Source organism: Ruegeria sp. PrR005 (assembly GCF_010500245.1).
Taxonomy (GTDB): Bacteria; Pseudomonadota; Alphaproteobacteria; order Rhodobacterales; family Rhodobacteraceae; genus Ruegeria_B; species Ruegeria_B marisflavi.
Genome location: NZ_JAAGOX010000001.1, coordinates 135712 through 159688 on the forward strand (window position 1 = coordinate 135712; position 23977 = coordinate 159688).

At 61.8% G+C, this 23977-nt stretch carries 26 protein-coding genes; 18 read left to right on the plus strand and 8 right to left on the minus strand.

Going from position 1 to position 23977, the window contains the following annotated elements; genetic code table 11:
• Positions 1-13 precede the first annotated feature (13 nt).
• Positions 14-562 carry a peroxiredoxin gene (locus G0P99_RS00640; protein WP_164126738.1) on the plus strand — a complete coding sequence of 183 codons (549 nt, stop codon included), beginning with the start codon at positions 14-16 and terminating at the stop codon, positions 560-562.
• A 58-nt stretch (positions 563-620) separates the two neighbouring features.
• Here the strand turns inward: G0P99_RS00640 and G0P99_RS00645 are convergent, their stop codons facing one another.
• Together G0P99_RS00645 and G0P99_RS00650 are read right to left on the minus strand one after the other, a co-directional pair.
• Entirely contained in the window at positions 621-1583 is a 963-nt protein-coding gene (locus G0P99_RS00645) for a LysR substrate-binding domain-containing protein (protein ID WP_164126739.1), read from the minus strand.
• Positions 1584-1646: 63 nt separating this feature from the next.
• Positions 1647-2801, minus strand: a complete 1155-nt coding sequence (locus G0P99_RS00650; RefSeq protein WP_164126741.1) for a DUF6456 domain-containing protein — start codon at positions 2799-2801, stop codon at positions 1647-1649.
• Between the two features lie 246 nt (positions 2802-3047).
• On the opposite strand from G0P99_RS00650, the gene G0P99_RS00655 reads away from it, so the two are divergent.
• A complete protein-coding gene (locus tag G0P99_RS00655) occupies positions 3048-3347 on the plus strand; it encodes a DUF6477 family protein (RefSeq protein ID WP_164126743.1) in 300 nt (99 codons plus the stop codon).
• On the opposite strand, the gene G0P99_RS00660 is transcribed toward G0P99_RS00655, so the two are convergent.
• Entirely contained in the window at positions 3348-4889 is a 1542-nt protein-coding gene (locus G0P99_RS00660) for a trimethylamine methyltransferase family protein (protein ID WP_164126744.1), read from the minus strand.
• Positions 4890-5064: 175 nt separating this feature from the next.
• On the opposite strand from G0P99_RS00660, the gene guaA reads away from it, so the two are divergent.
• From guaA to G0P99_RS00710, 10 genes are all read left to right on the plus strand, one after another.
• The gene (gene guaA, locus G0P99_RS00665; protein WP_164126746.1) at positions 5065-6624 is read left to right on the plus strand and encodes a glutamine-hydrolyzing GMP synthase; all 1560 of its coding nucleotides are present in this window, start codon (positions 5065-5067) and stop codon (positions 6622-6624) included.
• Positions 6625-7288: 664 nt separating this feature from the next.
• Positions 7289-8155 (plus strand): DMT family transporter, encoded by an 867-nt coding sequence (locus G0P99_RS00670; protein ID WP_164126748.1) that lies wholly within the window; start codon positions 7289-7291, stop codon positions 8153-8155.
• Between the two features lie 137 nt (positions 8156-8292).
• Complete coding sequence (locus G0P99_RS00675) at positions 8293-9408, plus strand: OmpP1/FadL family transporter (RefSeq protein ID WP_164126750.1); 1116 nt, start codon at positions 8293-8295, stop codon at positions 9406-9408.
• Between the two features lie 53 nt (positions 9409-9461).
• Positions 9462-10358, plus strand: coding sequence for a DMT family transporter (locus G0P99_RS00680; protein WP_164126752.1), 897 nt, complete (start codon positions 9462-9464; stop codon positions 10356-10358).
• 53 nt (positions 10359-10411) lie between these two features.
• A complete protein-coding gene (locus G0P99_RS00685) occupies positions 10412-11284 on the plus strand; it encodes an ATPase (RefSeq protein ID WP_164126754.1) in 873 nt (290 codons plus the stop codon).
• A gap of 34 nt (positions 11285-11318) precedes the next feature.
• Positions 11319-12257, plus strand: a complete 939-nt coding sequence (gene metA / locus G0P99_RS00690) for a homoserine O-succinyltransferase (protein ID WP_164126756.1) — start codon at positions 11319-11321, stop codon at positions 12255-12257.
• 6 nt (positions 12258-12263) lie between these two features.
• Entirely contained in the window at positions 12264-13211 is a 948-nt protein-coding gene (locus G0P99_RS00695; protein ID WP_164126757.1) for an alpha/beta fold hydrolase, read from the plus strand.
• Between the two features lie 54 nt (positions 13212-13265).
• On the plus strand, positions 13266-14135 hold the full coding sequence (gene ppk2, locus G0P99_RS00700) for a polyphosphate kinase 2 (RefSeq protein ID WP_164126759.1): 870 nt from the start codon (positions 13266-13268) through the stop codon (positions 14133-14135).
• Positions 14128-14739, plus strand: a complete 612-nt coding sequence (locus G0P99_RS00705) for a TetR/AcrR family transcriptional regulator (protein WP_164126761.1) — start codon at positions 14128-14130, stop codon at positions 14737-14739. Before ppk2 ends, G0P99_RS00705 begins: the two co-directional genes overlap by 8 nt.
• 66 nt (positions 14740-14805) lie before the next feature.
• Positions 14806-15552 (plus strand): FkbM family methyltransferase, encoded by a 747-nt coding sequence (locus tag G0P99_RS00710; protein ID WP_164126763.1) that lies wholly within the window; start codon positions 14806-14808, stop codon positions 15550-15552.
• Between the two features lie 76 nt (positions 15553-15628).
• Here the strand turns inward: G0P99_RS00710 and rpsI are convergent, their stop codons facing one another.
• The 3 genes from rpsI to G0P99_RS00725 all read right to left on the minus strand — a co-directional run bounded on the left by rpsI (position 15629) and on the right by G0P99_RS00725 (position 18143).
• Positions 15629-16111 (minus strand): 30S ribosomal protein S9, encoded by a 483-nt coding sequence (gene rpsI / locus G0P99_RS00715; protein ID WP_164126765.1) that lies wholly within the window; start codon positions 16109-16111, stop codon positions 15629-15631.
• Between the two features lie 5 nt (positions 16112-16116).
• Positions 16117-16575, minus strand: coding sequence for a 50S ribosomal protein L13 (gene rplM / locus G0P99_RS00720; RefSeq protein WP_164126767.1), 459 nt, complete (start codon positions 16573-16575; stop codon positions 16117-16119).
• A 164-nt stretch (positions 16576-16739) separates the two neighbouring features.
• Positions 16740-18143, minus strand: a complete 1404-nt coding sequence (locus G0P99_RS00725) for a PLP-dependent aminotransferase family protein (protein WP_164126768.1) — start codon at positions 18141-18143, stop codon at positions 16740-16742.
• 99 nt (positions 18144-18242) lie between these two features.
• Here G0P99_RS00725 and G0P99_RS00730 point away from each other — a divergent pair, with 99 nt between their 5' ends.
• Positions 18243-18470 (plus strand): DUF1127 domain-containing protein, encoded by a 228-nt coding sequence (locus G0P99_RS00730; protein WP_164126770.1) that lies wholly within the window; start codon positions 18243-18245, stop codon positions 18468-18470.
• A 66-nt stretch (positions 18471-18536) separates the two neighbouring features.
• Here the strand turns inward: G0P99_RS00730 and G0P99_RS00735 are convergent, their stop codons facing one another.
• Entirely contained in the window at positions 18537-18977 is a 441-nt protein-coding gene (locus G0P99_RS00735) for a PaaI family thioesterase (protein WP_164126772.1), read from the minus strand.
• A gap of 58 nt (positions 18978-19035) precedes the next feature.
• Here G0P99_RS00735 and G0P99_RS00740 point away from each other — a divergent pair, with 58 nt between their 5' ends.
• The 4 genes from G0P99_RS00740 to gluQRS all read left to right on the plus strand — a co-directional run bounded on the left by G0P99_RS00740 (position 19036) and on the right by gluQRS (position 22947).
• A complete protein-coding gene (locus tag G0P99_RS00740) occupies positions 19036-19821 on the plus strand; it encodes an enoyl-CoA hydratase (protein WP_164126774.1) in 786 nt (261 codons plus the stop codon).
• A 295-nt stretch (positions 19822-20116) separates the two neighbouring features.
• Positions 20117-21457, plus strand: coding sequence for a methylenetetrahydrofolate--tRNA-(uracil(54)-C(5))-methyltransferase (FADH(2)-oxidizing) TrmFO (gene trmFO / locus G0P99_RS00745; RefSeq protein WP_164126775.1), 1341 nt, complete (start codon positions 20117-20119; stop codon positions 21455-21457).
• Positions 21458-21493: 36 nt separating this feature from the next.
• Complete coding sequence (locus tag G0P99_RS00750) at positions 21494-22108, plus strand: class I SAM-dependent methyltransferase (RefSeq protein ID WP_164126777.1); 615 nt, start codon at positions 21494-21496, stop codon at positions 22106-22108.
• A complete protein-coding gene (gene gluQRS, locus G0P99_RS00755) occupies positions 22105-22947 on the plus strand; it encodes a tRNA glutamyl-Q(34) synthetase GluQRS (RefSeq protein WP_164126779.1) in 843 nt (280 codons plus the stop codon). The genes G0P99_RS00750 and gluQRS overlap by 4 nt, the downstream gene beginning before the upstream one ends.
• A gap of 2 nt (positions 22948-22949) precedes the next feature.
• Here the strand turns inward: gluQRS and hisI are convergent, their stop codons facing one another.
• Positions 22950-23309 carry a phosphoribosyl-AMP cyclohydrolase gene (hisI, locus tag G0P99_RS00760; RefSeq protein ID WP_164126781.1) on the minus strand — a complete coding sequence of 120 codons (360 nt, stop codon included), beginning with the start codon at positions 23307-23309 and terminating at the stop codon, positions 22950-22952.
• 67 nt (positions 23310-23376) lie between these two features.
• On the opposite strand from hisI, the gene G0P99_RS00765 reads away from it, so the two are divergent.
• Positions 23377-23829: an iron-sulfur cluster assembly scaffold protein gene (locus tag G0P99_RS00765; RefSeq protein WP_164126870.1), complete on the plus strand. Its 453-nt coding sequence runs from the start codon at positions 23377-23379 to the stop codon at positions 23827-23829.
• Positions 23830-23977: the final 148 nt, after the last annotated feature.

Here is a 23977-nt window from a genome sequence, read left to right on the forward strand (position 1 = left end):
AGGAGATCGTCTGATGAAGACCGGAGCATCCCTTCCCATTGTCACCTTCCGCACCCGGGTACGGGACGAGTCCGTTGGTGGCCCGAACCCCTATCGCTGGCAGGACATGACCACCGCCGACTATTTCGCAGGCAAGCGCGTGGTGCTCTTTTCGCTGCCCGGCGCCTTTACCCCCACCTGCTCGACCTATCAACTGCCCGGTTTCGAAAACGGCTTTGCCGATTTCCAGGCCCAGGGCATCGACGCGATCTATTGCATGTCGGTGAATGACAGCTTTGTCATGAACAAATGGGCCGAGGCGCAGGGGCTCAAGAACGTCACCGTGATCCCCGATGGCTCGGGCGAGTTTACCCGCAAGATGGGCATGCTCGTCGACAAGGACAATCTGGGTTTCGGCATGCGCTCGTGGCGCTATGCAGCCATTGTCAACGACGGCAAGATCGAGGCCTGGTTCGAAGAGCCCGGCCTGATGGACAACTGCCCCGAGGACCCCTATGGCGTCTCGTCGCCCGAGACCGTGCTGAACTGGCTGGTCGCCGCAAATGCCGAGGTCGCGGCCTGACCCAGACGGCTCCGGCGGCCATCGCCGATGGCCGCCCCTGTCCCACTGGCTCGGGCGGTCACGCCCGCGTCGGATCTTCCACTGAGGGCGGATCTGCCTCGCCGTTGCGCGCGGCCGTGACGATCTCCTGTCCTACGGCCCGGATTACTGCAACCAGGTCGTCAAACCAGCTTTCGCGATAGGTCGAGATGCGCCGGGCCAGCCCGACGATTCGACGCGGTTCGGGCATCGGAAACCGGTGCAGGCACAGATCGGGCACCGCTGCGGCCTCGGCCCGGGCGGCCAGTTCCGGCATCAGGGTCATCCCGAACCCGGCAGCGACCAGACGCGACAGCGTCCCCAGCGATGACGCCCCCATATTGATCCCGGCCGCGTTCCGGTCATGGCCGCAGACCTCCAGCGCCTGATCGGTCAGACAATGCCCGTCCTCCAGCAACATCAGCTGCGCGGGTTGCAGATCGGTCGGCCGGATGCGCGCGGTCTCCTGTTGCAACCGCTCCAGCCGCGCCGCCGATCCTGCCAGCAGAAACCGGTCCTCGAAGAGTTCGACAGCCGTCAACCCGGCCTGCGCCACCGGCAAGGCCAGCACCGCGGCATCCAGCTCGCCCTTGTTCAGCGCCGCCAGCAGCTGCTCGGTCCGCGCCTCGCGCACGTGGATTTTCAGCGACAGGTTCCGCGCCCTCAGCTCGGCCAGAACCCCAGGCAGCAGATAGGGGGCCATCGTCGGAATAAGCCCAAGCGACAAGGTCCCCTCACCCGCCTGTGCCTGGGCAAACCGATCCAGCCGTTCGGCATTGGCCAGCACCTGTTGCACCAGCGGCAACACGGTGCGGCCAAACGGCGTCAGCACCACATCGCGGGCGCGACGCTCTACCAGACGCCCGCCGACACAATCCTCCAGCGCCCGGATCTGCACCGACAGGGCTGGCTGTGACACATGGCAAACCTCGGCCGCGCGGCCAAAGTTGCGCTGTTCGGCAAGGGCGATGAAATAGCGCAGCTGGCGAAGGGTGAAATTCATGGCCCACTATGTGGCACCACCCCGGCGATTTCACAACACCGGGCCGCCACCAGGACCAAGGGATCAGCCGATGTACTGATCCTTCTCGTGCTGCTCGTCGTAATGGCGGCGCAGGCGCTGCAAGGCGATCCGCAAGACGATCTTGCCCGATCGCGCCGACCAGCCCATGCGCTTTTCCGCCAGTTCCAGCCCTTCCAGATAACAGCAGCACCGCAACGCCACATCGCTCAGCCCCGGCCCCAGTTCCGCCAGCGCCCGGGCAACCCGGTCGCGGGCCGCCTCGGGCCCATGCCCGCCCCGCCGATCCGGAGAATACTCTGAACGCACGCCCGCGGTCAGGAACCGCCCCCAGTCCTGGGTGACATTCGGCCCCATCTGCGCCAGTTCGAAATCCTCGCGCAGCCGCTCGCCCGCCCGCACCAGCCTGTCGCTCAGAAACGGGCTGCCATCGCGATCCTTGCGCCGGGCCAGCGCGATCAGCGGGCTTTCCACCGCGTTGTATCGCACGCGCCGGGGCCGCTCGGCCATGTCGTCACCTGTGGCCGGTTCCGCCACCCGGCGCGCCGGGCCAGAAAACGCGCTTTGCGCTTCTGCAAAGCCATCCTTCTGCACCCGCGCCCGGTTCTCGGCCTCGGCCAACAACCGCCCCAGCGCGGCGCGGCCCGCCGAGGTAACGTAATAACGGCTGATCCGGCCCGGCTGGTCACAGGCGATCCAGTCCTTCAGCGCCAGCGCCTGTGCAATCGTGCAATCCACCACAGCGGTGCGGGTGCTGCCGCCCTGCCCGTCGTCGCGCACAACCACGGCCTTGTCCATGTCCTCGGCCACGGCCAGAACCGCCCCGCTCTCGCACATGCGACGCAGGATCCGGATCGCCTCCTGGTCAAAGGTCGTATCGTTCGGCGTGTCTTTGGACGGCATGGCCAAGGAAGGCATCGGGGCATGATCCTCTGGGTTGAATCCGCTGGCAGGGTTGGCGTCCGTTCTTGTGCGCAAAGGCGGGAAATGCGCGGCGGCCAGGGCATGCAGGGCCGCATCCACCAGCGGATCGTCCCGGCGCAACTCGACCTTGCGAATCTGCCGCATCACCGTCGATGCATGACACCCCGCCCCCCGCGCCAGATCACGAATCGAATACCCGGCCTCGGTATGCGCGAGGTAGCGTTGCGCATTCTCCGGAACCCACTCCGGAACCTGGGTTACCACTTGGCTCACCATTGTTTCCGCCCTCAACGACAATAGAACTGACCTTCTTATACAGCGTTATCCCCCAGGTTATTAACACACCCTATGGTTGTTTTCGTTACCTGTTGGTTAAGAAACGCCTGATGAGGACCATGATTGTTTCGAAATCATAAACAGCAGTGACTTCACCGTTCGGTAGTTTCCAATGCGGCGCAACACCCTTAATGGTTGTGTCAAAAAGAAGGCGGAAACGATTTCAAACGCCAATGAGGTTTCGCCATGCAAGATCTGTTGACCATGTTGACGACGCTGAGCCGGCCGCGGCTGTTGATCCGCGCGGCACGGTTTGGGCAGTCCACCTATAATCGCGAACGCCATCTGCAAAGAATTCTGGGATATGGCAGCCTGCCGCGTCCCGCCGCCGCGCTGCTGCGCCTGATCGAGCTGGAACGCGAGGTGGACGAACAGCGCCGCGCCGACGATGCCGGTTACACGCTGACCCGTCACGTGGATCTTCTGATCGCAATGATGGGCGAGGCGGAGCTGCTCCAGGCAAGCCGCGCCTCGCACCTTCTCTAGTTACATGAACGAGTCCGGCATCGAGGCCTTCTTCTCGGCCACATAGGCAGCCAGCGCCTCGGCGACATCCTGCGAAAGCTCCGGCTGGCGATACGTCGCCAGCAGCTTTTCAACGCGGTTCGAGGCCAGGGCATAGGTATCGCGTGCGCCTTCCTCTTCCCAGGTTTCAAACGGCTTGTAATCCAGCAGTTCGGTCTTCCAGAAGGCGGACTTGAAGTTGGCCTGGGTGTGGGCACAGCCCAGGTAATGGCCACCCGGCCCAACTTCGCGGATCGCGTCCATCGCCTGTGCGTTGACGTCGACGGCGATGCCCTTGGCCAACCCGTGCAGCACGCCCAGCTGATCGGCATCCATCACGAATTTCTCGAAATCCGCGACCAGACCGCCTTCCAGCCAGCCACAGGCGTGCAGCATGAAGTTCACGCCCGCCAGGAGCCCCATGTTCAGCGAGTTCGCGGTCTCGTAAGCCGCCTGCGCATCGGGCAGTTTCGAGCCGCAGAACGACCCGGCCGAACGGTAAGGCAGGTTCAGCCGCCGCGCCAGCTGTCCCGCGCCATAGGTGATCAGCGACGCCTCTGGCGTGCCGAATGTCGGCGCGCCCGAATTCATGTCGATCGACGACACAAACGCGCCAAAGATCACCGGCGCGCCCGGGCGAACCAGCTGGCTATAAGCGACACCGGCCAGAACCTCTGCCAGAACCTGGGTCAACGTACCCGCCACCGACACCGGCGCCATGGCGCCACCCACGATGAACGGAGAGATGATCGCGGCCTGGTTGTTGGCCGCATAGACCTCCAGCGCGCCCATCATGATGTCGTCGAACGTCATGGGAGAGTTGATGTTGACCAGCGAGGTCATCACCGTGTTGTCGCGCACGAACTCCTTGCCGAACAGGATCTCGCACATCTCGACCGAATCCTGCGCCCGCTCGGGTGCCGTGACCGAGCCCATGAACGGCTTGTCGCTCAGCGTCATATGCGCCATCAGCATGTCCAGATGCCGCTTGTTCACCGGAATGTCGGTGGGTTCACAGACCGTGCCGCCGGAATGGTGCAACCATTTCGACATATAGGCCAGTTTCACGAATTTCTCGAAATCGGCCATGGTGGCATAGCGGCGGCCGCCCTGGGCGTCGCGCACGAAGGGCGGGCCATAGACCGGTGCCAGAACCATGTTGCGCCCGCCGATGACCACCGATTTCTCGGGGTTGCGCGCATGCTGGGTGAATTGGCTCGGCGCGGTGGAACACAGTTTGCGCGCCAGTCCGCGCGGGATCCGCACCCGCTCGTCCTCGACCTCGGCCCCCGCCGCCCGCCAGCGCTCCAGCGCCGCCGGGTTATTGACGAAGTTGACGCCGATCTCCGCCAGGATGGTCTCGGCATTCGCCTCGATGATCTCCAGTGCTTCTTCGTTCAGCACTTCGAAGTTGGGGATATTGCGTTCGATATACTTGGCGGTTTCGATGTTCACCGCAGTGCGTTCGGCCCGACGGGCCGCACCGCCGCCCCCGCGAGCGCGCCGAGTTTTGACCTCTTCCATGGTTGATCCCCTGGCTGATTGGTTAGCATTGCCCGCCTTTTATCAGGACTGCGGCCAACCCGAATGTGGATTGCGGCGCTATCGGGGGAAAAGCGACATGTTTCGCGCACAAAGGCGACAGCATGCCCCCATCTGGCCCCTTGCCTAACACCCATGCGCGGCCTAAGAGCCTGACATGAGCCAGACATCCCACGACCGCCTTCTGATCATCGACTTCGGCAGCCAGGTAACGCAGCTGATTGCCCGCCGCCTGCGCGAGCTGAACGTCTATTGCGAAATCCACCCCTATCAGAATGTCACGATGGACTTCGTGCGCGAAATGGCGCCACGGGCCGTGATCTTCTCGGGCGGGCCCGACAGCGTCACGCGCGAGGGCTCCCCGCGCGCGCCGCAGGAAATCTTCGATTATGGCGTGCCGATCCTGGGGATCTGCTATGGCCAGCAGACGATGATGACCCAGCTGGGCGGCCGCGTCGAATCCGGCCACGGCACCGCCGAATTCGGCCGCGCCTATGTCACCCCCAAGGGCAAGCTCGACATTCTCGACGGCTGGTTCACGGATGGCCGCGAACAGGTCTGGATGAGCCACGGCGACCACGTGGCCGAAATCGCCCCCGGCTTCGAGGTCTACGGCACCTCGCCCGGGGCGCCCTTTGCCATCACCGCCGACACCAACAGGCATTTCTACGCGGTTCAGTTCCACCCCGAGGTGCACCACACCCCCAATGGCGCAAAACTCTACGAGAACTTCGTGCGTCTGGCGGGCTTCAAGGGCGACTGGACCATGGGCGCCTATCGCGAGGAAATGATCCGCAAGATCCGCGAGCAGGTGGGCGATAAGAAAGTCATATGCGGCCTTTCGGGCGGCGTCGACAGTTCCGTCGCCGCGATCCTCATTCACGAGGCGATCGGCGACCAGCTCACCTGCGTCTTTGTCGACCACGGGCTCTTGCGCAAGAACGAGGCCGCCGAAGTCGTCGGCATGTTCCGCGACAATTACAACATCCAACTTATCCATGCCGACGAATCGGACCTGTTCCTGGGCGAGCTCGACGGCCAGTCCGACCCCGAGACCAAGCGCAAGATCATCGGCAAGCTCTTCATCGACGTGTTCCAGAAACATGCCGACACCATCGAGGGCGCCGAATTCCTGGCCCAGGGCACGCTGTACCCGGACGTGATCGAATCGGTCTCCTTCTCGGGCGGCCCGTCGGTGACGATCAAATCGCACCACAATGTGGGCGGCCTGCCGGAAAAGATGGGCCTGAAACTGGTCGAGCCGCTGCGCGAGCTGTTCAAGGACGAAGTCCGCGCGCTGGGCCGCGAACTGGGCCTGCCGCAAAGCTTCATCGGCCGCCACCCCTTCCCCGGACCGGGCCTGGCCATCCGTTGCCCCGGCGAGATCACCCGTGAAAAGCTGGAGATCCTGCGCGAGGCCGACGCGATCTATATCGACCAGATCCGCAAGCACGGTCTGTATGACGAGATCTGGCAGGCTTTCGTCGCCATTCTCCCCGTCCGCACCGTCGGCGTCATGGGCGACGGGCGCACCTATGATTACGCCTGCGCGCTGCGCGCGGTGACCTCGGTCGACGGCATGACCGCCGATTATTACCCGTTCACCCACGAGTTCCTGGGCGAAACCGCGACCCGGATCATCAACGAGGTCAAGGGTATCAACCGCTGCACCTATGACATCACCTCGAAACCGCCGGGAACCATCGAATGGGAATAATCCACCCCGACGCCCCGGCGTGACAGACCCAGATTGCCGAGTGGGATCATACCCCTCGGCCACTCGGCCTAATCCTACCATGGTCGCGGGGCGGAGACGCGCCAATCAGGTATCTGTCCCGCGCGGTCATACCTGCCTCTCGTGGTCGAGGAACCCCGCGCCCGACCCGGCCCAATCCCCAGAGCTGGACCCAACACACTCCCCAGAGCTGGACCCAACGCAATCGACCAAACCCGTCCGCACCCGGCGCGCGAAGCATGACCAATCAGGTGCCCGGCCTCGTCCAGCCGCGCCGCGAGGCGGAACCAACCCGCCTCACAACACGGCGCTGACTGACCGCATCCGCCAAGCAAGGCCAAGCCACCCGGCGACCAAACCCGGGCCGACCGTCCCACCAGACCGACCGCATCGGACCCCGGCCCTATTCAACCAAGCCCATCACGCGAAACCGGACCTTCGCCCGCCTCCACATCCAAGACCAATTCACGATCAAGTTGGATCCAAAACCTTTCGAGTTCGTTAGCAGCACCCGTCTCTGCTCCGCGTTCGCTCTTGTACAAAACGGAACATTCGCCTTTCGGACCAGGTACAAAACGGTCAATTCCCGGCTTGACGCCCCCCGCTACGGCGGTCTTGATGGCGGCGCCAGAGTGACGGAGATTTCATGAACAGCACCTCGAAAGCCGCGCTCTGGATGACCGGCGCAATCGCCTCCTTCTCGGCCATGGCGGTGGCCGGGCGCGAGTTGAGCGCCGTGCACGACACGTTCGAAATCATGATGTACCGCAGTTTTGTAGGCGTGCTGGTGGTCTCTCTAGCCCTGACTTTGACCGGTAAATGGCATCAGGTCAGCACCCGCGCCCTGGGCCTGCACGCGCTGCGCAACACGGTGCATTTCACCGGCCAGAACCTGTGGTTCTTTGCCGTCACCGTGATCCCGCTGGCGCAGGTTTTTGCGCTGGAATTCACCCAGCCGCTCTGGGTCATCCTGCTGTCACCGCTCTTGTTGGGAGAGCGGATGACGCGAGTGCGCGTGGCCGCGGCGGTGATCGGCTTCATCGGCATCCTGATCGTCGCCCGACCCGGCGCCAGCAGCCTGAACATCGGCATCCTGATGGCGGCAATGTCGGCATTTTTCTTCGCTCTGACAACGATTTCCACGAAGAAGCTCACCCGGATCGCCAGCATCGGCTGCATCATGTTCTGGCTCACGGTGATGCAAGCCATTCTGGGCATGGTGGCCTCGGGCTATGACGGTCAGATCGTGCTGCCAACGCTTGGCACCGCGCCGTTTCTGGTCCTGGTCGGCCTGGCCGGCTTGCTGGCACATTTCTGCATCACCAATGCGCTGGCCATCGCGCCCGCCACCGTGGTCGTGCCCATCGACTTTGCCCGCCTGCCCACGATCGCGGTTGTCGGCATGCTGCTTTATGGCGAACCGCTCGATATCTGGGTCCTGGTCGGTGCAGCCGTGATCTTTGGTGGCAACTACCTCAACATCCTGGCCGAGACCCGGAACACGACCCGGTAACGCGCGCTCAACCCGGTGCGAGCTTCCCCTCGGTCAATCATTGACCGATCTGTACACCTTCATAACTTGATCTCACAGTAACGGGAAATCCCCGCAGCCCCTCACCTGCACGGGATGGAGATATCTGGGAGAGATCAATGAGATACGCGCTTTCGAGTGCGCTGGTTTTGTGCGCCCTGACGGTGGCGGCACAGGCCGGCGGCCTTGACCGATCGGGCCAGGGCGTCAACATACTGTTCGAGGACGGCGAAGTGATCCAGTTCCGCCTGGGCTGGACCGATCCCCGCGTCAGCGGCAGCCTGGGCGGCGTGCCTTCGGGCAATGTGTCCAACAGCTTTGTCACCCCGCATTTCGCCTACAAGAAAGCGCTCACCGATCGGCTGGACTTCGCGCTGATCTATGACCAGCCCTTTGGCGCCGACATCAGCTATGACGCCGCCTATCCGCTGTCGCAGAACCCGGTGTCGGGCGGGCGCCGCGATGTGCTCAGGGCCAAGGCCGATACCGACGCGCTGACCGCCGTGTTCCGCTACCGCTTTGACCGGGGGCTGAGCGTGATCGGCGGCCTGCGCGCCCAACGGGCCGAGGCCAGCGTGACCGTTCCCGCCGCTGCCGGCTATAGCGTGAGCACCGACAGCCCGGTCGATTTCGGCTATGTGGTGGGTGTCGCGTGGGAGCGGCCCGATATCGCCGCCCGGGTGGCGCTGACCTATAACTCGGCCATCGACCATACCCTGCAACAAAGCGAGAGCCTGAACCCGCCGCCCCCCGCGCCGCCCGGATTCGTGGCCACCCTGCCCTCGACCAGCACGATCAGCACGCCGCAATCTGTGAACCTAGATTTCCAGACCGGCATCGCCGCCGACACACTGCTGTTCGGCAGCGTGCGCTGGGTCGACTGGACCGCGCTGGTCTACAACCCGCCCAATTATCCCCCGCTCACCAACCTGGTCGATTACGACAGTGATACGGTGACCTATTCGCTGGGCATCGGTCGCAAGTTCTCCGAGGCTTTCTCGGGCGCGGTGACTTTGGGATACGAGCGGCGCTCGGGCGACAGCCTGTCCGATCTTGGTCCCACTGACGGGTTCTGGAGCGTCGGCCTGGGCGGCACCTATTCGCTGGACAAGGCCAAGATTTCGGGTGGGGTGCGCTATACCGATCTGGGCGATGCCACTACCAACAATGGCGCCCGCTTCACCGGCAACAGCGCCTGGAGCGTCGGGTTCCAGATCACCTATGCGCTGAAGTGAGCAAGGCGCAGGAAACGGGTCGCACCGGGGCGCAGGGTCGGGCACAAGGGCGTATGAGTGATCAGAAAACCCTTTCCCCGCGCGCCTGGGCCGAACTGTTGCTGCTCGGCCTGATCTGGGGCGCCTCGTTCCTGTCGATCCGCATCGCGCTGGATGAATTGCCGGTTCTGACCACCGTACTGCACCGGACATTCTGGGCAGCCCTGCTCTTGTGGGGGGTGGTGTTGATCGGGCGCATCCCGCTGCCGCGTGATCCCCGGATCTGGGTGGCTTTTCTGGTGATGGGGGCGCTCAACAACGTGGTGCCCTTTGTCCTGATGGCCTGGGCGCAACAGCATATCGAAAGCGGGCTGACCTCGATCCTGAACGGGACGACGGCCATTTTCGGGGTTCTGGTCGCCACGCTGGTCTTTGCCGACGAACGGTTGACCAAACGGCGGCTCGCGGGTGTCACGCTGGGGTTTCTGGGCGTCGCGACGACCATTGGCCTTGGGCATCTGGCCCAGTTCAGCCTGCGCTCGACAGCACAGTTGGCGGTTCTGGCCGGGACCCTGTCCTATGCGCTGGCGGGCGCCTGGGCCCGGCTCCGGCTTGGCCATCTGCCACCGCAACTGGCCGCTGCGGGCATGCTGACCGGCTCCACCCTGTTGATGCTGCCACTGACCCTGCTGGTCGATGGTCCGCCGCAATTCGACCTGCAACCGCGCACCTGGGCCGCGGTCGGGTATTATTCGCTGGTCGCCACGGCAGGCGCATATCTGTTGTATTACCGCGTCCTGGCGATGGCCGGGGCATCGAACCTGATGCTGGTGACGCTGGTTATCCCGCCAGTGGCGATCATTCTGGGCGCCTGGGTGCGGCATGAGGCACTGTCGGCCAACACCTATGCGGGTTTTGCCCTGCTTGCGCTGGGTCTGATTGTTCTCAACGGTCGGCGCCGCCGCGATTGACCATGGGCCTGACGCCCATTAACAACGGCCCTGACAAGGGATAGCGGTGCAGAATGATCTACGGCTCGGCTCAGGAATGGCGCGACGCGGCGCGCAAGAAGGTGCTGTTTTTTGGCATGTCGGGGCTGGGCAAGACCTATGTCTCGAACATCCTGCGGGATGCCGGAAACTGGTTCCATTACTCGATCGATTATCGCATCGGCACCCGCTACATGGGCGAGTTCATCGCCGACAACGCCAAGGCCGAGGCGATGAAGGTGCCGTTTCTGCGTGATCTTCTGATGACGGATTCGATCTATATCGGCTCGAACATCAGTTTCGAGAACCTCAAACCGGTGGCCTCTTACCTGGGCACACCCGGCGACCCGGCGATGGGCGGTATCGATATCGCCGAGTACCGCCGCCGGCAGGACCAGTTCCGCCATGCCGAGATCTATGCGTTGCTCGATACCGAGTATTTCATCGACCGGGCCGAACGGCTTTATGGCTATCCGCATTTCATCTGTGACACCGGCGGTTCGATCTGTGAATGGGTCGATCCGGATAATCCCGAAGATCCGATCCTGAAAAATCTCAGCCAGCACACGCTGATGATCTGGATCAAGGGCGACGACGCCCATACGGAAAAGCTGATCCGCAGGTTCGACCGCGACCCCAAGCCGATGGCCTACCAGCCAGAGTTCCTGACCCGGGTTTGGGACAAGTACCTGTCGCTCAACGATCTGTCCCCCGACCGTGTCGACCCGCCCGCCTTTCTGCGCTGGACCTATGCCCAGGCCCTGGCGCACCGCCAGCCGCGCTATGCCGCGATGGCCGAAAGATGGGGCATCACCGTGACCGCCGACCAGATCGGCGCGGTACGGAATGCAGCCGATTTCGATGAATTGATCGCCAGCGCCCTTGAGGCGCACGCGGCTCAGACCTAGCCTTCCTTTTCCTGATCACAAAGACGGCCCCAAAATGCCCATCAAGATCCCCGCACATCTGCCCGCCTATGACGTCCTTAGCCGAGAGGGCGTCATGGTCATGTCCGAGGATCAGGCCGCCCGACAGGACATCCGCCCTTTGCGCATCGGGCTCTTGAACCTGATGCCGAAAAAAATCCAGACAGAGAACCAGTTTGCCCGCCTGATCGGTGCCACGCCGCTCCAGATCGAGCTGAGCCTGATCCGGATGACCGAGCATCAGACCAAGAACACCGCCGCCGAGCACATGGAAGAGTTCTATCGCCCCTTCCAAGAGGTCAAGACCGAGAAGTTCGACGGGCTGATCATCACCGGCGCACCCATCGAGCATCTCGAATTCGACGAGGTCACCTACTGGGACGAAATGCGTGAGGTCTTTGACTGGACACAAACCAACGTGCATTCCACCTTTGGCGTCTGCTGGGGTGGCATGGCGATGATCAATCATTTCCATGGTGTCAAGAAACATATGCTCGAGCACAAGGCGTTCGGCTGTTTCCGGCACAAGAACCTTGCGCCCGCCTCACCCTATCTGCGCGGGTTCTCTGACGACTTCGTCATTCCCGTCAGCCGCTGGACCGAGATGAAACAGGCCGAGATTGATGCGGCCTCGGGTCTGCGCACCCTTCTGGGCAGCGACGAGGTCGGTCCGTGCCTGGTCGAGGATACCGGACACCGCGCGATCTACATCTTCAATCATTTTGAATACGACAGCGATACGTTGAAGCAGGAATACGATCGCGACGTGGCCAGCGGAACGGCAATCAATGTGCCGCTGAACTATTACCCCGATGACGACCCGTCCCGTAAACCGTTGAACCGCTGGCGCAGCCATGCGCATCTGCTTTACGGCAACTGGATCAGCGAGATCTACGAGACGACGCCATATGACCTTGACAAGATCGGCCTGGAATCGACTGACCTGAGAGCGTGACCCGGGATGCGCCTGATCCTCGCCTTGGCCCTGATTGCCGGTGGTTTCTGGGCTCTGACCCTGTGGCGCGCTGCCCGTCACGAAGCCCGCGCCGAGGCGTCGCACCCGCCGCGCGGACAGTTTGTCGAGGTCGACGGCACGCGTATTCATGCCGAGGTGCTGGGCGAAGGTCCGGACCTGGTGATGATTCACGGATCAAACGGCAACACCCGCGACATGACCTATGCGCTGGCCCCGGTTCTGGCGCGCCATTTCCGGGTCATTCTGTTCGACCGTCCGGGGCTGGGGTTTTCCGATGCCCTACCCGCCGACGCGGCCGGGATTGATCAGCAGGCGGCGACATTGGCGCTGGCGGCGCGGGCGTTGGGATCGGACCGCCCGATGGTGCTGGGACACAGCTATGGCGGCGCAGTCGCCCTGGCCTGGGCGGTCAATCACCCCGACTCCCTGTCGGCGCTGATCCCGGTATCCGCCGCCTCCAACCCGTGGACCACTCCGCTGGATCTTTTATACCGGGTCACCTCCAACCAAATTGGCGCGGCCGTGGCTGTGCCGCTGATTACGGCTTATGTTCCGGATTGGTATGTGACCAAGTCTCTGGAGGATGTGTTTGCCCCCCAAAGCGAACCCGGAGATTACGCAAACCATTTTGGCCCGGGCCTATCGCTACGCCGGGGATCGCTGCGGGCGAATGCAATGCACCGCGCCCTGCTGCTGGATGAAATCCGCAGCCTGCACCTGCGCTATGGTGAAATCACCATACCCACCGAGATCGTTCACGGTACCGCCGACGACACCGTGAATTTCGAACTGCATGCCGTGAACCTGTCCAACCAGATCAAGGGTGCAAATCTGACGGCTCTCGACGGGGTCGGCCATATGCCGCATCATGTCGCCGTGGACGCTGTCGTCGCCGCGGTCCTGCGTGCGGCGCAGCGAGCGGGTTTGCGTTAAGTCGCGGCAGCTTCCATATTGGACAAAGACACACCCGATGAAGGATGCCTGGCGATGACTCACACATATATCGGTGAAATCTCGCGCTATTACAAAGACCGCGCCCCAGACACCATCCGCCAGACCATCCGAGAGGCAGGCAAGGACGACATTCTCAGCAAAACCTACCCTTACGACGAAGAGATGTCTTCGAAAGCTTATGATCGGGCCATTCATGATCTGCAAATCGAACTGGTCAAGATGCAGGCTTGGGTCAAGGAAACCGGCGCTCGCATCGCGATTGTTCTCGAAGGGCGGGACGCCGCCGGCAAGGGCGGCACGATCTCGCGGTTTCGCGGAAACCTGAACCCCCGCGGCGCGCGGGTTGTGGCCCTGTCCAAGCCGACAGACACCGAGCGGACCCAGTGGTATTTCCAACGATATATCCAGCACTTGCCGTCTGCCGGTGAAATCGTCTTTTTCGACCGCAGCTGGTACAATCGGGGGGTAGTCGAACATGTGTTTGGCTGGTGCTCTCCCGAGGCGCGGGAATATTTCTTTCGACAGGCCCTGCCGTTTGAACATGCGCTGATCGAAGACGGGATACAACTCTTCAAGTTCTGGCTGAATGTCGGGCGCGCCGAACAATTGCGCCGGTTCCTGGCCCGCGAGAAGGACCCCCTGAAACAGTGGAAACTGAGCCCCGTGGATATTCAAGGGCTGGACAAATGGGATGACTATACTGCGGCCATCGGTGAGACCCTGACCCGCAGCCATTCGGACCGTTCGCCCTGGACAATCATCCGCTCCGACGACAAGAAACGCGCGCGCCTGGCAGCGATCCAGACCGTCTTGTCGGCAATCGACTATGACGGCAAGGATGACAAGGCGATAGGCCAAGTCGACACCAAGATCTGCGGAGGCCCGGAAATCTGGGATGCGTAAACAGGGATACCATCACGGCAACCTGCGGCAGGCCCTGATCGAGGCAGCGCTGGAACTGATCCGGGAAAAGGGACCGACCGGGTTCACCCTGTCCGAGGCGGCAAAAACCGCCGGCGTGACCCCGGCTGCCGTCTATCGTCATTTCGACGGGCGTGAGGATCTCATTGCCGAGGCGGCACGACAAGGGTTCGAAATGTTCGCCGACCTGATGCAATACGCCTACGACAAGGGGCAACCCTCGGCCCTGGCCGCATTCGAGGCAACAGGGCGTGCTTATCTCGCCTTCGCGCGCAAGCATCCCGGCCATTACATTGCGATGTTTGAAAGCGGCGTATCGCTCAACCGCGACCCGGACCTGGCCGCAGCCGCGAACCGGGCTAAGGCAGTATTGGAACAGGCGGCATCCGACCTCAGCCAGCATATCCCGCCCGACCGCAGACCGCCTGCGTCAATGGTGTCCGCCCATATCTGGGCCATGAGCCACGGGGTGGTTGAACTTTATGCCCGAAACACAGGTACGGCCTCACCTTTTCCGCCGGAGGACCTGCTGGAAACAGGGGTCGGGATCTATCTTCGCGGATTGGGACTGATCGACCCAGACTGACAATGTCTCTTGCGTGACCCTGACGGGATCGGTACCCAGAAGCAGTAACTTTGGAGTAACGTCCTCGTGAGCCACCTGATCTCGAACACAACACTTGTCCGCCGCGATCGCCTGAAGCAACTGCAACAGCGTGAAAAGTCATGGTTCGATCTGGAGTTCCTCAAGGCAACCGCTCCGGACGACAGAAGCCGCTGCATTGACCTGTTGAAGGACTCCAGATCGCAGCTTCGCCAGGATCTGTTTGCCCTGACGCAATGCGGGTTCAAGACCGGTGGGTTCTTTGTCGAATTCGGCGCAACCGACGGCATCGAGTTGAACAACACCTATCTGATGGAAACACATTTCGGCTGGACCGGGATCCTGGCCGAACCCGCCCGCGGTTGGCATGACGCGCTCAAGGGCAACCGGAAATGTACAATTGAAACCCGCTGTGTCTGGCACACCACAGGCGAGACCCTTGCCTTTACCGAGGCACCACGGGGAGAGAATTCGGGCATTTCGACTTTCGTCAAATCGTCACGCCGGTTGCGGGGCCAGAATTACAAGGTCGAGACGATCTCGCTGGTCGACCTGCTGGAAACCCACAAGGCCCCCGCGCATATTGACTATATCTCGATCGACACCGAGGGCAGCGAGTTCGACATCCTGAACGCCTTCGACTTCGACCGCTGGACCTTTGGGGTGATGACGGTGGAACACAACCACGCCCCCCAGCGCGAGGACATCCATGCCCTGCTGACCAACAAAGGGTATCGCCGGGTGCTGGAGGACGTTTCACGATTTGACGACTGGTATGTGCAGGGCAACGGGTAAGTCTGTCCGCGCCCATCTAGCTGAACGAAAAAGGCCGCGCACTGCGCGGCCTTTTCTTTGTTGTTCGCCCCGAAACTTAGCGCTTCGAGAACTGGAACGAACGGCGGGCTTTGCGCTTGCCGTATTTCTTACGCTCGACCACACGGCTGTCGCGGGTCAGGAAGCCAGCGGCCTTCAGCGCGCCACGCAACGAGGGATCGTAGAGTTGCAGCGCCTTCGAGATGCCGTGCTTGACCGCGCCGGCCTGACCGGTCAGGCCACCGCCCTTGACGGTTGCCATCACGTCGAACTGGCCTTCGACACCGGCCACCTGGAACGGCTGGCGCAGGATCAGTTGCAGCACCGGACGGGCAAAATACTTGTCCTGGTCCTTGCCGTTGACGATGACCTTGCCCGAGCCCGGCTTGATCCAGACGCGGGCGACCGCGTCCTTCCGCTTGCCAGTGGCATAGGAACGGCCCAGCTCGTCGCGAACGGGTTCGCGCGGTTCGTCGGCGGCCAGGGTTTCGAGGCCTGCGACGGCGCCCAGCTCTTCGAGAGTATTGATCTGATCAGCCATCGGTTTCAGCTCCGGGTGTTTTTCTTGTTCATGGACTTGACGTCCAGAACTTCGGGGGCCTGAGCTTCATGCGGGTGCTCGGTCCCGGCATAGATACGCAGGTTGGTCATCTGCTGACGCGACAGGCGGTTGCCCGGCAGCATGCGCTTGACGGCCTGATAGACCACGCGCTCGGGGTGGGCACCCTCGAGGATCTGCTGCTTGGTGCGCGACTTGATACCGCCCGGGTGGCCGGTGTGCCAGTAGAAGTGCTCTTCGCGCTTCTTGCCGGTGATCTGCACCTTGTCGGCATTGATGACGATGACGTTGTCGCCCATGTCCATGTGCGGGGTAAACGACGGCTTGTGCTTGCCACGCAGGCGCATGGCAACGATCGACGCAAGACGGCCCAGAACTACGCCCTCGGCGTCGATCAGGATCCACTTCTTGTCGATGTCTGCAGGTGTTGCAGAAAAGGTTTTCATGGCAGGATGGTCCTGTTTGATGTGACAGACCGGCCGCAAGCGACCGGCCCTGATCTGATGGGCGGTTTCTAGAGACTACCAACACCCTCGTCAAGCGCGCACCAACTGTATTTTATCATATTTATCAATGGATTAAAAAATAGGTACTATTATACCCCAAAGACTTAAACACTTATTTGCTCCGGAGGATTGTCCAGCAACCCTCTGAGGCGCTGCATCGCGTCCTCGAAGCGCGCCAGCGAGACATGGGCATTGACCGCGATCCGCACAGCATTGGGTGCGCGCCCATCGCGTAGCGCGAATTCGTCAGCGGAACGGACCTGCACGCCGGTACGCTCTGCCGCCCGGGTAAAGGCGGCCGAACGCCAGCCCGATGGCAGCCGCAACCACAAAAAGGGAACGTCGGGATCCCAAACCAGATCGAATGCGCCCAACGTATTGACGGCAACCCGGACATATTCGGACATGCGCCTGCGCACGTCGAGCGCCAACTGTCGCGCCCGGGGATCGGACAAAAGCAACCGGGTCAGTTCGGCCAGCGGCTGTGCCAGACCAAAATAGCCATACTCGGCCGATCGACGCAGCCGCGCGGCCTGCTCCACAGGGGCGATGGCAAAGCCGACACGCAGCGCCGGGGTCAGCGATTTAGAGATCGACGATACATGCCAGCCCCGCTCGGGTGCCAGAGCGCGATAACTTGGCGCCCGCGGTTCTCCGATCCTGTAGCAGTCATCCTCGATAATCTGAAGGTCATGCTTTCGTGCAACCTCGATCACTTCCTTGCGCCTTTCCAAAGGCGAGAAGCTGCCAGTCGGGTTCTGAACCTCGGGTGAGACACACACCGCCTGCGCCGGAACCTGGCGTGCCGCCAGGTCGAGCGACATGGGGTCGATACCCCACTTGTCCATGCGGATGCCCACCACCTCGGCCCGCATCAGCTCTGCCGCGCGACGAAACCCGGCATAAGACAGGTCCTCAACAAAGACCACCGGTTTGGGGCCGCTCAGAATGCTTTGGAAAACCACGCACAATCCATTCTGTCCGCCATGGGTCAACACGATATCGTCTGCGCCCAGCTGCCCGAGCGGCAGTGGCGATAGCCATTCAAGAACCGCCTTGCGCACCCCGACATAAGCGTCGCGCGTCGGGTAGTTCAGAAACATGGCGGGATCACCCTGCGCGATCTTGGCCAGGCATTCGCGAATCAACGAAACCTGTCCAACATCCGGCAGGCGCGGGCTGAACAGGCTGACATGCTGGTCGTCCTGCTCTTCGAGCTTGTACAATTGCCGCGACCAGACATCGTCCAGCACCGGTTTTTTCGGCGGCGCCACGAATGTACCGCGCCCGACTTCCGCCGACAGAAGCCCCTCGTCTGTAAGGATGGAATAGGCACGTGCCACCGTTCCCGGTGTAATGCTCAATTTGTAGGCAAGTTCCCGCACCGGCGGCAGCTTCGCTCCGACCTCCAGGGACTTGTTTTCTATGGCTTTCCTGATGGCATCGGCAACCAGGGTGTACTTGGACCCCTTGGCAGCAGGGAGAGTGTCTGGCCAAATTGTACCCATTACAATCTTTCCTTTGATCTCCGTACATTCTTAAATGTACCAATATCGTGTACCAAGTACATTCATATTGTGTCAATACAATTCGAAAGGAACTCCGTCATGACACGCGCAATGCCCTCCTCCGCCCTCATGCTGCTGAACGCCAGCCCCCGGCTGCCGCTGATCGCCGCACTGGCCGTGGGCTTTGCCGCGACCGTGACCAAATGGGAACAACGCCGGCGAACCCGCCTGAACCTCGGGCAGCTGGACGACCGCCTCTTGCAGGACGTAGGCATTACCCGCAGCCAGATGCGCCATGAAACCGCCCGCCGGTTCTGGCAGGGCTGAACAGGATCCCCAGTCCCTTCATTGGGACCTCTTCACTGGCCGGGGTTCGCCCCGGCCTTTTTTTCATCAGAACGAGGCCGCGGCACTGCCAGCAGGCGGAATGGAATAGGTCAGCGTTGCCCGCGCCACCGGCTTGTCTGACCCTTCAGAAAACATCAGCACATCGCCGACGGCAAGTGTCCTGCCCAGTTTCAAAAGACGGCACTCTGCAATCATCTGGGCATCGCCGTCAGGCTTGCGCAAAAAATCAATCGAACAGTTGGTGGTCACCGCAAGGGCCTGGCGGCCCACCCGGGCAAGTACCATCGCATAGACGCTCACATCGGCCAGTGCGAACATCGAAGGCCCCGAGATGGTCCCGCCGGGTCGCAAGTGCCGTTCTGCCGTCAGAAGGCGCATGATTACGCTGTCCTCGGTCAAGGCGTCGATGGCGAAGTCGTCCCGCACTTGGGGAAAGACCTCGACCAGGTATTGCGACAATTCCTCCTTGTTCAATGCCAACGCCATACTTTCCCTCCCCGGCTTCTGCGCCTAGAGTTGCCCCGACTTTGGCAGGGAGGGCAAGATGGCAATTCTGGAACGTCACGACACCGGTGCGGTGGCGCATCTCGAAATGAATGCGCCAGAGCGGTTGAACGCGCTCAGCGACGAGATGCTGGCCGCGCTTCAAGCAGAGTTCGACGCGCTGCGCGATGACCGTTCGATCCGGGCCGTGATCCTGTCGGGTGCGGGCAAGGCATTTTGCGCGGGCCACGATCTGAAACAGATGACCGCCGGACGACAGGCCGAGGACGGCGGCAAGGCCTATTTCAAGGACCTGTTCGACCGTTGCGCCCGGATGATGATGACTGTTCAGTCTTTGCCCCAACCGGTGATCGCCCGGGTTCATGGCATCGCCACTGCTGCAGGCTGCCAGTTGGTGGCCACCTGCGACATGGCCGTCGCCGCCGAGGGCACCCGGTTCGGGGTCAATGGCGTCAACATCGGCCTGTTCTGCTCAACCCCGATGGTGGCGCTCAGCCGCAATATCCCACGCAAGCTGGCCTTTGAAATGCTGACCACCGGCCAGTTCATCGAAGCCACCCGCGCCGCAGAACTGGGACTGGTCAACCGCGTGGTGCCCACCAGCAATCTGGCCACCGAAACCCAGGGCCTGGCCGAAACCGTCGCGGGCAAGCTGGGCGCCGCCGTGCGCATCGGCAAAGAAGCTTTCTATCGCCAGCAGATGATGCCGCTGGATCAGGCCTATGCCTATACCGGGGATGTGATGGTCGAGAACATGCTTTATCGCGACACCAAAGAAGGCATCGCCGCCTTTATCGAGAAACGCGACCCTGATTGGAGCCAATAGGTCACTAGCGTGATCAATCATTGGGGATTGTTTCCAAACAAGCCCTTTCAATTCGGGCAATAACGTGGCAAAGGTGGGGCAAGGCGCAAGCCTTGCTGACTTTTGGGTCGCCGTGGGCGGAAGGTCCCTCCAGCCGGTCTCTCTCACCGGCGCTGACATTCCCGCAGCGGCGACCCCAAAATCCCCAAATTGAAAAGTTTCGGGTAACCTGCCGGTGCAGGATTGTCCGCTCTATTTCACTGGGACCACACCTGCCCCGTTGCACCGCCACGCGCCCTGCCCTATGTGGCCACTCATGACAGACAAATTGCATATCGTGGGCGGCGGCATGGCCGGGTCCGAAGCCGCCTGGCAGGCGGCGGAAATGGGCGTAAACGTGGTCATCCACGAAATGCGGCCAAAGGTCGGAACATTCGCCCACCAGACCGGCAACCTGGCCGAGATGGTCTGTTCGAACTCTTTCCGGTCGGACGATGACGAGCAGAATGCCGTGGGCCTGCTGCATTGGGAAATGCGCGCAGCAGGTGGGTTGATCATGGCGTCGGCCGATGCCCACCGTCTGCCGGCCGGTGGGGCCTTGGCCGTGGACCGGGACCTTTTTGCCGAGACGGTGAGCAATCGTTTGCGCAGCCACCCTCGTGTCTCGATCACCGAGGAAGAGGTCACGGACCTGCCGCAGGAGGGCCAATGGATCTTTGCCACCGGCCCGCTCACCTCTCCGGCCCTGGGAGAGGCGATCCGGCAACAGACCGGATCGGATGCGCTGGCCTTCTTCGATGCGATCGCGCCCATCGTCTATGCCGACACCATCGACATGAGTCGTGCCTGGCTGCAATCGCGGTATGACAAAGGCGAGACCGAAGAGGAAAGAACTGCCTACATCAATTGCCCGATGGACCGCGACCAGTACGAGGCCTTCATCGACGCGCTATTGGCGGCGGACAAGACCGAATTTCACGAAGGCGAAACCGCCACTTACTTCGACGGATGCCTGCCGATCGAGGTCATGGCCGAACGCGGTCGCGAAACCCTCCGCCATGGCCCGATGAAGCCTGTGGGCCTGACCAACCCACACCAGCCCGAGGTGAAACCCTATGCCGTCGTGCAGCTACGCCGCGACAACGCGCTGGGCACGCTCTATAACATCGTGGGTTTTCAGACCAAGATGAAGTATGGCGCGCAAACTTCTGTTTTCCGTATGATACCTGGCCTGGAAGAAGCCGGTTTTGCGCGTCTTGGCGGTATCCATCGCAACACGTTCATCAACTCTCCAACGCTCCTGGATGAACAGATGCGGCTCAGATCCCGGCCCAATATCCGGTTTGCCGGTCAGATCACCGGGGTTGAGGGATATGTCGAAAGCGCTGCAATGGGGCTGCTGGCCGGACGATTTGCCGCCGCCGGGATACTGGGGCACAGCCTGCCCGAAGTTCCGCAGGACAGCGCCATGGGCGCGCTGATCCATCACATCACTGGCGGCGCGGATGCCAAGACCTTTCAACCGATGAACGTCAACTTTGGCCTGTTTCGCCCGGTCGACGGGCTGAAAGGCGGCCGCAGGGGGCGCAAGGACCGCTACAAGGGCTATACCGACCGGGCCAAGGCGGCTTGGAGCGACTGGCTGGCTCAGTCCTGACTGGACGGAAATCGCGGCCTGTGTCTAACATCTGACATGATCCTGCGGTTCCTCAAATCGACCTACACACTATCCTCGCCAAAGGACACTCAGGCCCATTACGACAAATGGGCCGGCAGCTATGACGAGGAACTGACCGAGAACGGGTACGCAACCCCCGATCGGTTGGCGCGCGCCTTGTGGGAGAAACGCCCCAATGGCCAGATGCCGGTTCTCGATTTCGGTTGTGGCACCGGCTTGTCGGGTCTGGCCCTGCAACGGGCGGGATTTCAGGTGATAGACGGCATGGACCCGACACCTGGAATGTTAGAGGCCGCGGGGGCAAAAGGAATCTATCGCAATCTGACAGGGTTCGCGATCACAGAACCACCGCCGATCCCGCAAGGTACATATCGCACGATCACGGCAATTGGGGTCATCGGCCAGGGCGCCGCACCGCCCGAAACCATCGACTTGTTGCTGCGTGCGTTACCAAAGGGAGGCATCCTGGGGTTTTCGCTCAACGACATTGCCTTGGCCGAGCGCGCCTATCTGGCGCGCCTGAGCGAGTGGCTGGACATGGGCGCCGCGCGCCTGCTGATACGCCAATCCGGTCCGCATCTCCCCGGAATAAACTTGAACTCTGACATCTTTATCGTTGAAAAAACGTGACTTTCATTACACGTTTCGCACCGTCTCCGACCGGACCGCTGCATCTTGGCCATGCCTACTCGGTACTATTTGCGCATGATCGCGCGCGGGCCGAGGGGGGGCGTTTTCTCCTCAGAATCGACGACATCGATCAGTCCCGGGCCCGGCCGCATTGGGAAGCACAGTTGATGGACGATCTGGCCTGGCTGGGCGTAACCTGGGACGCGCCCCCGCGTCGGCAAACCGACCACCTGAGGGAGTATGGCGATGCGCTTGACCGGTTGCGCGCGGCGGAGCTTACCTTTGAATGCCAGTGCAGCCGCCGGGACATAGAGGCTGCCGCGAACGCGCCACAAGAAGGAGTGCCCGAATTCGGTCCCGATGGTCGGATCTATCCGGGCACCTGCCGTGATCTTGGCTTGCGCCAATCGGGCGAAACGTGCTGTCGGCTAAACATGGCCCGTGCCTGCGCCATGGGATTGCCTGCTCAATTTACCGAAACTGGCCCCCGCCACGCGGGGCAGCAGCACCTGTCGGCGGACAGCCTGACGCAAACAGTGGGCGATGTCGTCCTGTCTCGCCGCAACATGGCCGCCTCTTATCACCTGTCTGTTGTAGTCGACGACGCCGCCAGTGGTGTGACCCATGTCATCCGCGGCGAGGACCTGTACGAGGCGACCCGGATCCATGTGCTTTTGCAGTCGCTGCTAGGCTTGCCAACACCTGTCTACCATCACCATGGCCTGATCCGCGACGATCGAGGCAAACGTCTGGCCAAGCGCGACGATGCGCGCGCCATCGCCAAGTATCGGAGCGAAGGCGCGACCCCACAGGATATCCGCCGAATGGTCGGTCTCTGAACTCACACCTCGGGCTGCATCAGTTCCACTTCGGCCCCGTCCCGCACCGCCGTGTAAAAACAGCTGCGCCGGTTGGTGTGGCAGGCCGGCCCGGTCTGGCGCACCGTGATCAGCAGGCAATCTCGGTCGCAATCGACGCGCAGGTCCACCAATTCCTGCACATGTCCCGAGCTTTCCCCCTTGATCCAGAAACTCTGACGGGAGCGGGACCAATAGGTGACGCGGCCGCTGGCCAGCGTCCGTTCCACCGCCTGCCGATTCATCCAGGCCATCATCAGAACCTCACCCGTAGCCGCATCCTGCGCAATGGCGGGGACCAGCCCATTGGTATCATACTTTAGTGTCGAAGCGTCGAAGGACATGGCCAAAAACCTTTTGCATCCGGAATTTCGCCCACTATGTATTGGGAACCGGCCGAGAGGAAAAGCCATGTCCACGGAAACCGATCTTATCAAGCTTTATTCCGGTCGCATCCTTGCGCTAGCCGCTGATATTCCGCATCTGGACCGGCTCGATAATCCGGACGCCACGGTCAAGAAACGCTCGCCGCTTTGTGGATCGACCGTCACCGTTGACGTCAAACTCAAGGATGGCCGGATCGCGGAATTTGGCCAGGATGTCAAAGCCTGTGCATTGGGGCAAGCTTCGGCGGCTGTTGTCGGTGGCGCGATCATAGGTGCAACGCGGGCCCAGGTCGAAACCGGGCGAGATCAGCTCAAAGCGATGCTGAAGGACAACGGACCAGTGCCGGATGCGCCTTTTGATGGGCTCGAAGTCTTGATGCCTGCGCGCGACTACAAGAACCGTCATGCGTCTATCCTGCTGACCCTCGAAGCGACGGCAGAAGCGATGGCAAAGGCAGAGCAGGCAAACTGCGCCTGAGCCTGCTGCGGCCACCGTATCCTTGGCAGATCGTTTCCCGCCTCCTGATGCCTCCAGGCACGATATCTTGCCTGAAAAAACCGCCGCACCTTCGATCAGGAAGGGCGGCGGCAGGTAATGCGTCTCTCGTACGGGGTCCGGTGTCGGT

What these genes read in the sequence shown, in the direction of transcription:
- ppk2 (WP_164126759.1), top strand. Translation starts at nt 13,266, where the DNA reads ATGACTCACACATATATCGGTGAAATCTCGCGCTATTACAAAGACCGC.
- G0P99_RS00725 (WP_164126768.1), bottom strand. Translation starts at nt 18,143, where the DNA reads ATGGGTACAATTTGGCCAGACACTCTCCCTGCTGCCAAGGGGTCCAAG.
- G0P99_RS00675 (WP_164126750.1), top strand. Translation starts at nt 8,293, where the DNA reads ATGAGATACGCGCTTTCGAGTGCGCTGGTTTTGTGCGCCCTGACGGTG.
- G0P99_RS00740 (WP_164126774.1), top strand. Translation starts at nt 19,036, where the DNA reads ATGGCAATTCTGGAACGTCACGACACCGGTGCGGTGGCGCATCTCGAA.
- G0P99_RS00640 (WP_164126738.1), top strand. Translation starts at nt 14, where the DNA reads ATGAAGACCGGAGCATCCCTTCCCATTGTCACCTTCCGCACCCGGGTA.
- G0P99_RS00670 (WP_164126748.1), top strand. Translation starts at nt 7,289, where the DNA reads ATGAACAGCACCTCGAAAGCCGCGCTCTGGATGACCGGCGCAATCGCC.
- G0P99_RS00660 (WP_164126744.1), bottom strand. Translation starts at nt 4,889, where the DNA reads ATGGAAGAGGTCAAAACTCGGCGCGCTCGCGGGGGCGGCGGTGCGGCC.
- metA (WP_164126756.1), top strand. Translation starts at nt 11,319, where the DNA reads ATGCCCATCAAGATCCCCGCACATCTGCCCGCCTATGACGTCCTTAGC.
- rplM (WP_164126767.1), bottom strand. Translation starts at nt 16,575, where the DNA reads ATGAAAACCTTTTCTGCAACACCTGCAGACATCGACAAGAAGTGGATC.
- G0P99_RS00685 (WP_164126754.1), top strand. Translation starts at nt 10,412, where the DNA reads ATGATCTACGGCTCGGCTCAGGAATGGCGCGACGCGGCGCGCAAGAAG.
- G0P99_RS00750 (WP_164126777.1), top strand. Translation starts at nt 21,494, where the DNA reads ATGATCCTGCGGTTCCTCAAATCGACCTACACACTATCCTCGCCAAAG.
- guaA (WP_164126746.1), top strand. Translation starts at nt 5,065, where the DNA reads ATGAGCCAGACATCCCACGACCGCCTTCTGATCATCGACTTCGGCAGC.
- G0P99_RS00680 (WP_164126752.1), top strand. Translation starts at nt 9,462, where the DNA reads ATGAGTGATCAGAAAACCCTTTCCCCGCGCGCCTGGGCCGAACTGTTG.
- G0P99_RS00655 (WP_164126743.1), top strand. Translation starts at nt 3,048, where the DNA reads ATGCAAGATCTGTTGACCATGTTGACGACGCTGAGCCGGCCGCGGCTG.
- rpsI (WP_164126765.1), bottom strand. Translation starts at nt 16,111, where the DNA reads ATGGCTGATCAGATCAATACTCTCGAAGAGCTGGGCGCCGTCGCAGGC.
- G0P99_RS00695 (WP_164126757.1), top strand. Translation starts at nt 12,264, where the DNA reads ATGCGCCTGATCCTCGCCTTGGCCCTGATTGCCGGTGGTTTCTGGGCT.
- G0P99_RS00765 (WP_164126870.1), top strand. Translation starts at nt 23,377, where the DNA reads ATGTCCACGGAAACCGATCTTATCAAGCTTTATTCCGGTCGCATCCTT.
- hisI (WP_164126781.1), bottom strand. Translation starts at nt 23,309, where the DNA reads ATGTCCTTCGACGCTTCGACACTAAAGTATGATACCAATGGGCTGGTC.
- G0P99_RS00645 (WP_164126739.1), bottom strand. Translation starts at nt 1,583, where the DNA reads ATGAATTTCACCCTTCGCCAGCTGCGCTATTTCATCGCCCTTGCCGAA.
- G0P99_RS00650 (WP_164126741.1), bottom strand. Translation starts at nt 2,801, where the DNA reads ATGGTGAGCCAAGTGGTAACCCAGGTTCCGGAGTGGGTTCCGGAGAAT.
- trmFO (WP_164126775.1), top strand. Translation starts at nt 20,117, where the DNA reads ATGACAGACAAATTGCATATCGTGGGCGGCGGCATGGCCGGGTCCGAA.
- G0P99_RS00705 (WP_164126761.1), top strand. Translation starts at nt 14,128, where the DNA reads ATGCGTAAACAGGGATACCATCACGGCAACCTGCGGCAGGCCCTGATC.
- G0P99_RS00730 (WP_164126770.1), top strand. Translation starts at nt 18,243, where the DNA reads ATGACACGCGCAATGCCCTCCTCCGCCCTCATGCTGCTGAACGCCAGC.
- G0P99_RS00735 (WP_164126772.1), bottom strand. Translation starts at nt 18,977, where the DNA reads ATGGCGTTGGCATTGAACAAGGAGGAATTGTCGCAATACCTGGTCGAG.